The following is a 1,991-nucleotide window of genomic DNA, read 5'->3' as shown; positions in this document are numbered from 1 at the left end:
CCGGTTGGCGCGGCGATCGGCGGTGTAGCGGGTGCAGCGACTGGCGGCGTTGTGGGTGAAGCCGTGCAGCCGACCCCAGTCGTCCGCGAATATGTCACCACCAACCGCGTCGAGCCGGTTTACCTCGAAGGCGAAGTCGTCGTCGGCGCCGGCCTGCCGGAGAACGTCGCGCTGACCCCGGTGCCGGACTACGAATACGAATATGCCTACATCAACGGCCAGCCGGTTCTGGTTGATCCGGCAACCCGCCGCATCGTGTCCGTGGTTCGCTAAGCGCCACACCATCTCGTAACAAAGGCGTCGGCTTCAAAGGCCGGCGCCTTTGTCGTTTTCGAGCACCTCCAGCCCGCTTTGCTTGACTTTCCCGCAACCATGCTGTTGAACACAGCCAGATTCCGCGACGAGTAAAACTCCGAGCGCCGACCGGGACGTTGCCTTGAGCTTCGATCCCGGAGGTCAACATCCGGCAGCGCGATGCGCCCCCGGGTGCTTTTTGGCTATGTTGGCGGTTTGGGGAACGGCGCGGAGACACTTATCTCAGGGTTTGTGCCCTCGGGAAAGGAAGACACGGGATGTTCGAGAACCTGCAGGATCGCCTTGGCACGATCCTCAATGGCCTGACTGGCCGCGGCGCATTGTCGGATGCCGACGTTGCTGCCGCCATGCGCGAAGTGCGTCGTGCCCTCATCGAGGCCGACGTGTCGCTCGACGTCGTGCGTTCCTTCACCGACAAGGTTCGCGCCAAGGCTGTCGGCGCCGATGTCCTGAAGTCGATCAAGCCCGGCCAGATGGTCGTGAAGATCGTTCATGACGAACTGGTCGACATGCTGGGCGCCGAAGGCGTCGCCATCGACCTCAATGCGCCCGCGCCCGTCATCATCATGATGGTCGGCCTGCAGGGCTCAGGCAAGACCACGACTTCGGCCAAGATCGCCAAGCGGCCGACCGATCGTCAGGGCAAGAAGGTTCTGATGGCCTCGCTCGACACGCGCCGTCCGGCCGCGCAGGAGCAGCTTCGCCAGCTCGGCGAGCAGACCAAGGTCGCGACGCTGCCGGTGATCGCCGGCCAGTCGCCGGTGGAAATTGCACGCCGCGCCGAACAGGCTGGCCGTCTCGGCGGCTATGATGTCGTGATCCTCGACACCGCCGGCCGCACGCATATCGACGAGCCGCTGATGGTGGAAATGGCCGACATCAAGTCGGCTGCCCGTCCGCATGAAATCCTGCTCGTGGCCGACTCGCTGACCGGTCAGGACGCCGTCAATCTCGCGCGTAACTTCGACGAGCGCGTCGGCATCACTGGCCTCGTGCTGACCCGCATGGACGGCGATGGCCGCGGCGGTGCGGCACTGTCCATGCGCGCCGTCACCGGCAAGCCGATCAAGCTGATCGGTACCGGCGAAAAGATGGATGCGCTGGAAGAGTTCTTTTCCAAGCGCATCGCCGACCGCATTCTCGGCATGGGCGACATCGTTTCGCTCGTGGAACGCGCTGCCGAAAACATCGACGCGGAAAAAGCCGCGGCGATGGCCAAGAAGATGCAGTCCGGCAAGTTCGACCTGGATGATCTGGCCGACCAGCTGCGCCAGATGGAAAAGATGGGCGGCATGGGCGGCATCATGGGAATGATGCCCGGCATGGGCAAGATGAAGGACCAGATGGCTTCGGCCGGCCTGGACGACAAGATGTTCGGCAAGCAGATCGCCATCATCTCCTCCATGACCAAGGCCGAGCGAGCCAATCCCGATCTTCTCAAGCACAGCCGCAAAAAGCGCATCGCAGCCGGCTCCGGCACAGATGCCGCGCAGATCAACAAGCTCCTCAAGATGCATCGCCAGATGGCCGATGTCATGAAGTCGATGGCGGGCAAGAAGGGCGGCATGATGCGCGGCCTCATGGGCGGCATGGCCAACAAGATGGGCCTGGGCGGTCTCGGCAGCATGATGGGCGGCGGCATGCCGGATCTCTCGAAGATGGATCCCAAGCAGCTC

At 63.4% G+C, this 1,991-nt stretch carries 2 protein-coding genes; both read left to right on the top strand.

Going from position 1 to position 1,991, the window contains the following annotated elements:
• A partial coding sequence (locus tag RTX98_RS20685) for a DUF1236 domain-containing protein (protein ID WP_312798769.1) occupies positions 1–273 on the top strand: 273 nt, incomplete at its 5' end.
• Between the two features lie 299 nt (positions 274–572).
• Positions 573–1,991: signal recognition particle protein (gene ffh, locus RTX98_RS20680; RefSeq protein WP_312798768.1), on the top strand; the 1,419-nt coding region annotated here is incomplete at its 3' end.

It is taken from the genome of Tianweitania sp. (assembly GCF_032053605.1).
In the GTDB taxonomy this organism is placed as follows: Bacteria; Pseudomonadota; Alphaproteobacteria; order Rhizobiales; family Rhizobiaceae; genus Tianweitania.
The sequence above is the reverse complement of the archived record's forward strand: the minus strand, read 5'-3'. Positions and strand labels throughout refer to the sequence as shown.